The organism is Oryzihumus sp., assembly GCF_036391795.1.
Lineage (GTDB): Bacteria > Actinomycetota > Actinomycetes > Actinomycetales > Dermatophilaceae > Oryzihumus.
Genome location: NZ_DASVZH010000021.1, coordinates 1 through 7,189, shown reverse-complemented (window position 1 = coordinate 7,189; position 7,189 = coordinate 1). Strand labels below are relative to the sequence as shown.

Here is a 7,189-nt window from a genome sequence, read left to right as displayed (position 1 = left end):
GTCGACAAGGCCGCAAGACCTGCGCCCGACGCCGGCCCGTGGGTTCCGGTCGTGGGGGTGGACCTGGGCGTGAAGACCCGGGCCGTGGCCGCCGCCGCGGACGGGGGTGTTGTGGCCGAGGTGGCCGGGGTGGCGCTGCTGCGTGAGCACGCGCGACGGCTGCGCCGCACGCAACGGGCACTGTCCCGCAAGGACCGAGTGCACGGCGCACGGACGAACGCGGGCCGGCCGCGGCGGTCGCCATCGCGGCGGCGGGAGAAGGCCCGGCTGCGGGTTGCCCGGGTGCACCGGGACGTGGCCAACGCCCGAGCCACGCTGACCCACCAGCTCACCGCTCAGCTGGCCCGCCTGGACGCGCACGTCGTCGTCGAGGACCTCAACGTGCGCGGGATGACCCGCCGCGGCGGGTCCCGCAAGCGCGGCCTGAACCGGGCCGTGCACGACGCGGCGCTGGCAGAGATCCGGCGCCAGCTGGCTTACAAGCTCCCACCGGGGCGGCTGATCGTGGCCGACCGGTGGTACCCCTCGTCCAGGCTGTGCCGGCAATGCGGGGTCAAGAACCACGACCTCACCCTGGCCGACCGCACCTGGACGTGTACTGGCTGCGGCACCCGTCACGACCGTGACGTCAACGCCGCCGTGAACCTCGCCGCCTGGGGCGAGCGCCACCGATCCGGTGGCCGAACCCAGGCCGGGGACCGGGATTGGCCCGGCCCGTCAGGGGCGCTTGCGTCCCACGCCCGCCGAGCAGCAGACCACCCGGCCGTTTCGGCGGCCGGGGCTTGCGTTGAAACGGGAACCCAGCACCCGCACCCCAGCACGCTGGTGCTGGTGCTGGTGGGGTCAGTCTGGGACGGCTCCGGAAATGAGCCCGCCGCTGTGGAAAGTCGCCGCGCGAGGACCTCCTCACGCGGCGCGCATCCACGCTAAGCGACACAAGACACCAATCGGTATGCCGACCGACGAACGAGGGGGGCCGGACTCCCCCGTCAAAGGTCAGTTCCGGGTCATTTCCCGACCAAGGCCTGCGGGGCATTCCCACGGCAAGGGACCACCGCCCACAATGGCGGGTCAAGAAAGGGAAACGAATTCCCCTGACAATTCCATCGGCAATTCCTGGCCAGGCCAAGACCCGTCCCTCCGCGGCTACGTGGCCGTGCGGGCAGACGGGGTGGCACCCGCCCCTGCGCAGCCCGACGGGCCGGCCACAGGACCGCAAACTCGCAGGTCAAACCACGTGTCTGGCCCAGTGGAAGTAGCGCACGTCCCCCGGCCGGTCATCAACCCCCTGCTGGCGACCGACCAGGGGCTGCGCTGCCTCCAACCCCGGACAACGCCAATATCCGGCGCCATTGCCTGAAGTGTCAACCACGATCTGGTCAGGACATGGAATATCCCCGTACCGGCCCGAAGAATGTCCCGGCAATTGACGGCGGAGGCCAGGTGCGACCGCTCTGCCCCCCGCGCGAGGACACGGGAGCGATGCCCGTGCGCACCTGCGGCCGCGTGGTCAGCCCGGCGTGATGCGCAGCAGGACCCGTCGGGCCTCGCCGGAGCGGAGCAGGCGCTCGACCGCCATGACCACGCGGAACTCCAGCCCGTACTTGCGGCGGATGAGCTCGGTCAGACGGCTCGTGGCGGCGTCGTCCGTGATGATCGCGGCGACGCCCACCACCGGCCGAACCCCTGCGTCGACCCGGCCGCGGCGGCTGCAGGGCTGCAGCTCCACCCGGGCGTCATGGCGCAGCCGCTTCACCTTGCCGCTGCCCTCCGGGGTGGTCACGACCAGCGCGTCGCCGTCACGGGCCACCCACACGGGGGTGGGCACGCCCACCCCCGATCGGCGGAAGGTGGTCAGGGAGACGAACCGCTGGTCGCCCAGCTCGGCGAAGGTGGTGTCGGTCGGCACGGGGGCGACGTTACCGGCGGACCGCACGCACGGCGCCGCGGCCGGCGGGACTCAGACCCCGGCCGTGTCGCGGTCGCGCACCGTCTCGACGGGGGCGTCCACGTGCGTCGCGGCCAGGTAGCCGACGACGCCGACGATGAGGACCACCAGGGCCAGGGTGACCGGGCCGGTGCCCCAGCCCAGGCCCTTCCGGGAGGGCGGCACGCCCATCCAGTCGGCGAAGGACGCCCCGAGCGGGCGGGTCACGATGTAGGCGAACCAGAACGCGCTGACCGCGCCGAGCCCGAGCTTCCGGTGCGCGACGGCCGGCACGGCGATGACGACGGCGAACAGCACGCCCGAGGCCAGGTAGCCCAGGTGCAGGGTCGTGGCCGTCAGGTCGCCCGCGGCGGTGCCCAGCGCGAAGGTCGTCAGGACCGTCGTCCAGTAGAAGAGCTCGCGGCGGCGTGTGGTGATGCTGTGGATGGACAGCGTGCCCTCGGTCCGGCGCCACACGGCGAACACTGCGGCCAGGGTGAGGACGAACGCCACGGTCGAGACGGCATACGGGATGCCGAGGATGACGTGGACGACGTCCGCGGCCATGGTGCCGAAGACGCTGACCATGGCCACGGCCAGCCAGTACACCCATGGGACGTAGCGATGGGCGCGCAGCTGCAGCGCCAGGGCCGCCACCAGGCCGACCGCACCCAGGCCGCCAGCCACGACCGGGTCGAGGTGGTGGGCGAGGAAGTCCGAGGCGGTCTCCCCCATCCCGGTCGTGAGCACCTTGGCCACCCAGAACAGGACGGTGACCTCGGGGACGGCGCTCAGGGCGACGCGGGACTTCTCGGCAGCTGCGGTGGTCGGCACGGTGCGGGAGTGTGCCGAGGCAACCTGAGAGATCGGTGAACAGCCGGTCGGGACGGCGGCGGTCAGGGCAGGTCGAGCTCGAGGCGCCACAGCGGCGTCCCGGGCTCGAGGGCCCACAGCCGCTGGGCGTTGGCCCTGAGCAGTCGCAGCGTGCCCAGGATCAGGAGGGCGGCCAGGGGCAGCTCGAGCAGGAAGGCGGTGGCGATCGACTCGGGCAGGTCCGCACGCCTCGCGGTGAGCACGTCGAACCACGCGTCGCACACCAGCAGCACACCCGAGGCGAACGACGTGAGCACGAGCAGCTGGCGCCGCAGCAGCGCGAAGACGGCCGTGGCGGCGAGCATCGCGGCCAGGAGCAGGTCGAAGCCGGCCCAGGTCAGGTCCCAGTGCCGGGCGTCGTAGCGGTTGGGGAGCACCACGGCGAGGTAGCCGATCCAGGGCAGCATGACGATCACCGCAGCGGCCAGCAGCACCACGCGGCTCTGGCCCCGGAGCAGGCCGCCGCGGGGAGGGCTTTCCGGCGCGGGCCGGCTCAGCCGCCGGATCAGGTCCCGGCGCTCGGCGGGCGTCATGGTGTGGATCTGCTCGTCGGTCAGTCCTGGCTCGCCGCTCATGGCGCTCCGTCCTGTCGGGGGCGTCGCACGACCCCACCCCAGCCCTCAGTCGACCCCGCCGGGTGCCCTCGGGGCGTGAGGTGATGGTACGGACGGCACCTGTGCGTGGCATCCAGACACGGCGCCGCCCCAGGCGGGGCGGCTGGGGCGGTCAGCGCACGCTTCCTGCCGCGCTGGCGGCGCCCGGCTCGACCGTTGCCGGTTCGTTCGGCGTGGCTGCGGCCGGCGTCCGCTCGAGCGGCGTCGGCCCGGGCGGGGCGGCGTCGATCGACTGCGAGTGGACCCTCCCCACGCGGTAGTCGCGGGGGTCCACGGCGTGCGCCTCGTCCCCGTCGACGTTCTCCAGCAGGAGCACGGCGAGGTCGTCGGTGAACCGGCCGCCTGGCACGTGCTCGCGCACGGCCCCCAGCACCCCGTCGAGCGCGTCCTCGACGGTCGACCTCCGCAGCAGCGGGGCCAGCGGCAGCACCGGGAGGAACTCACCGCGCGCGTCCCGGGCCTCGCTGAGCCCGTCGGTGTAGAGCAGCATGCGGTCGCCGGGGGTCCACGGCACCGTCACCTCTTCGAAGGAGCGGCCGAGGCCGAGCGGCAGGCCGGAGGGCAGGTCCACCAGGGACGCCCCGTCGTGACAGGTGATGAGCAGCGGGTGGGGGTGCCCGCAGTTGACCAGCGTGACGTGGCCGCGGTCGCTGACCTGCAGCAGCAGGGCGGTGACGAACTCCTCGTCGTCGAGGAACGGGTCGATGTAGGCGCTCATCTCCGCGGCGACGGTCGCCAGGTCTCCGCTGCCGGCGGCCGACTGGCGGAACGCGCGGATGACCCGCGCCGCCTGCTCGACAGCCCCCACCCCCTTGCCGCGGACGTCTCCCACGATGAAGCAGACGCGGTGGTCGGAGTGGAACCAGTCGTACAGGTCGCCACCGACCAGCGCGTCCTCCGCGGCAGAGAGGTATCGCGCGCCGGCCGCCACCGTGCCCACGTGCGTGGGGACCAGGGGCAGCATGGCGCGCTGGGCCACCTCCGCGATACGGACCATGCGTTCCAGCTGCGTCTCCCGGCGGACACGCACCACGGCCAGCATCACCGCCGCAAGGCTGACCAGGCCGACGTCGGCGACCCGCAGCCACATCTGCGCCGTGCCCCACGTGCCGTTCCACGCGCTGGTCAGCCCCACGAGCCCGACCGCGGCCACGCCGAACCCGGCGGTGGGCACCGGATCGAGCACGGCGCAGGCGATCAGCGGGCCGAGCGCAAACAGGATCCCCGGGACGAAAGCGGGTTTGCCGGTCGAGAGCTCCGTGATGAGGACGACGACGAACCACAGCGCTGCAAGCCCGGCGCCGACCAGCTGACCTCGACGGTCGCCCTTCACCACCCCATCCTCACCCCTTCGGCGTCGTTTCGTCCTCATCCCCGAGCAAGGGAGTCTCCCGCGGTCCGGGCTGCGCCGTAACACGGCACGCCGGTCGTCGTTGCAGGAGTAGCCGTTCGCAGGAGCACCCGTCGCACCATCCCCCGTCGCCGACCCGTGGAGCCGACATGCCTCGCACGCTCGCCGTTGTCCTCGCCGCCGCTGCCCTCCTGGGAGGCACGGTGGCCTCCGCCCTGCCCTCGACCGCTGCGACCAGCCCGCTGCGCTACGTCGCGCTGGGCGACTCCTACAGCGCCGCCTCCGGGGTGCTGCCGCCGGACCTCACCGCCCCACCGGCCTGCCTGCGTTCGACCAGCAACTACCCGCACGTCATCGCCGGGGCGACCCAGGCCCAGCTCACCGACGTCACCTGCGGCGCCGCGCAGACCAAGGACTACGCCGGCTCGCAGTACCCGGGCGTGGCACCCCAGCTGGACGCGGTCCGCGCAGACACCGAGCTGGTCACCATGACCATCGGCGGGAACGACAACAACACCTTCATCGACGCCATCACCCGCTGTGGGGCCGCCGGAGTCTCCACGCTGGGCACGGGCAGCCCGTGCAAGGACCGCTACGGCTCCTCGTTCGCCGATGACATCCGCACCAAGACCTACCCCGCCCTCGTGCAGGCCCTGACGGCGGTGCGGGCGAAGGCGCCCGGGGCCAGGGTCGCGATCCTGGGCTACCCGTGGATCCTGCCCGCGAGCCAGGGCTGCTTCGACCGGATGCCGATCGCGACCGGTGACGTGCCCTATCTGCGCGACATCCAGGCGACCCTGAACGACGCCGTCCAGCGCGCGGCGGCGGCCACCGGCGCGACCTACGTCGACCTCAGCGCGGTCTCCGAGGGCCATGACGCGTGCCAGGCGATCGGGGTGCGCTGGGTGGAGCCGGTCCTCCAGGGCACCAACCCGGTCATCGTGCACCCCAACGCCCTGGGCGAGTCCCGCATGGCAGCGCAGACGATGCAGGTCCTCGGCCTCGGCTGACCCTCGGCGTGCTGGCGGGCGTCGGCACATTCACCCGCCGTGGGTGATGCCGCCGGCGCGCGCTGACCGCATGGTGGGGCTGCGAGCGCGGGGCCGGCCGTGGAGTGGCGGAGGCCCGGCTCCGCCCGTCCGCCGAGTGCGAGGAGCTGACGCATGGCCCTCATGTCCTCCCGGCCGGACGGCCTGTCCTCCTCAGCACCGCGACGCCGATGAGCTCGCCCGCGACGCAGGTCGACCCCCTCGAGCACTTCCGCAGCCGTCGCTACCTGGGCTTGCTCGTCCTGGCCGCCGTGCTGGGGGCTCCGATCGCGGCGCTGGCCTACGCCTTCCTCAACCTGACGGCCTCCCTGCAGCGGTGGGTGTTCACGGACCTGCCGTCCGCGCTCGGCGTCGACCCGGCCGCGCTCTGGTGGCCCCTGGTCCCGCTCCCGGTGGCCGGCCTGGTGGTGGGCCTGACCATCCGCTACCTGCCCGGGAAGGGCGGGGAGTCACCGGCCGACGGGATGCACACCGGTGGGGTGGCCCGCCCTGCGGCGTTGCCGGGCATCGCGATCGCCGCGATCGCGAGCGTCGGCCTGGGTGCCGTGGTCGGCCCCGAGGCCCCGCTGATCGCCCTCGGCGGTGGCCTGTCCTACCTCGCGGTGTGGTTGCGCCGGCGGGACCTGCCCACACAGACGGCCGCGGTCATCGCCGTCATCGGCAGCTTCGCGGCGGTGAGCACCCTGCTGGGCTCGCCGCTGACGGGGGCGTTCCTGCTCATGGAGGCTGCGGGCCTCGGCGGTGTCACTGCCTCGCTGGTCCTGGTGCCGGGCCTGCTCGGCGCCGGGGTGGGCGCCCTCATCTTCGTCGGGCTGGGGTCCTTGACCGGGCACGGCACCTTCTCCCTGGCCATCCCCGACATCCCCGGCACGTCGGCGCCCACGCCCACGGAGCTCGTGTGGGCGGTCCTGGTGGGGCTCGTGGCGGCCCCGTGCTGCCTGGCGATCCGCTGGCTCGCCCTCCGGGTCCGGGCGCTCGTCTCCGCCCGGGTCGTCCTGCTCACCCCGGTGGCCGGGCTCGCGGTCGCGGCGCTGGCCGTGCTCTACGCGTGGTCCACCGGCAAGCCGCCCAGCACGGTGCTCTTCTCCGGCCAGACCGCCCTCCCCCAGCTCGTGGACAACAACGCGGCCTACACGGTGGGGGCGCTGCTCCTGCTCGTCGCGTGCAAGGGGCTGGCGTACGTCGTGTCGCTGGGCAGCTTCCGGGGCGGACCCACCTTCCCGGCCATGTTCATCGGGGCGGCAGCAGGTATCGCGCTCTCCCACCTTCCGGGCCTGGCCGCCATATCGGGGGTGGCCATCGGGATCGGCGCATTCACCGCCGGCATGCTGCGCCTGCCCCTCACCTCCGTGCTGCTCACCAGCCTCTTCCTCGG

General features: G+C 73.2%; 7 protein-coding genes. 3 read left to right on the top strand and 4 right to left on the bottom strand.

Annotation, left to right across the window (positions count from 1 at the left end):
* Nucleotides 1-930, top strand: a 930-nt coding sequence (locus VF825_RS00860) for a transposase (protein ID WP_331109134.1), incomplete at its 5' end; no start/stop codon positions are given.
* Nucleotides 931-1,510: 580 nt separating this feature from the next.
* Here the strand turns inward: VF825_RS00860 and VF825_RS00855 are convergent.
* The 4 genes from VF825_RS00855 to VF825_RS00840 all read right to left on the bottom strand — a co-directional run bounded on the left by VF825_RS00855 (nt 1,511) and on the right by VF825_RS00840 (nt 4,747).
* Entirely contained in the window at nt 1,511-1,909 is a 399-nt protein-coding gene (locus VF825_RS00855; protein ID WP_331109132.1) for a PPOX class F420-dependent oxidoreductase, read from the bottom strand.
* A 51-nt stretch (nt 1,910-1,960) separates the two neighbouring features.
* The gene (locus tag VF825_RS00850; protein WP_331109130.1) at nt 1,961-2,761 is read right to left on the bottom strand and encodes a hypothetical protein; all 801 of its coding nucleotides are present in this window, start codon (nt 2,759-2,761) and stop codon (nt 1,961-1,963) included.
* A 62-nt stretch (nt 2,762-2,823) separates the two neighbouring features.
* Complete coding sequence (locus tag VF825_RS00845) at nt 2,824-3,375, bottom strand: hypothetical protein (RefSeq protein WP_331109128.1); 552 nt, start codon at nt 3,373-3,375, stop codon at nt 2,824-2,826.
* 151 nt (nt 3,376-3,526) lie between these two features.
* Complete coding sequence (locus VF825_RS00840; protein WP_331109126.1) at nt 3,527-4,747, bottom strand: PP2C family protein-serine/threonine phosphatase; 1,221 nt, start codon at nt 4,745-4,747, stop codon at nt 3,527-3,529.
* Nucleotides 4,748-4,914: 167 nt separating this feature from the next.
* On the opposite strand from VF825_RS00840, the gene VF825_RS00835 reads away from it, so the two are divergent.
* Both VF825_RS00835 and VF825_RS00830 read left to right on the top strand, forming a co-directional pair.
* Entirely contained in the window at nt 4,915-5,775 is an 861-nt protein-coding gene (locus VF825_RS00835; protein ID WP_331109124.1) for an SGNH/GDSL hydrolase family protein, read from the top strand.
* A 209-nt stretch (nt 5,776-5,984) separates the two neighbouring features.
* On the top strand, nt 5,985-7,189 hold a 1,205-nt coding region (locus VF825_RS00830), incomplete at its 3' end, for a chloride channel protein (RefSeq protein WP_331109121.1).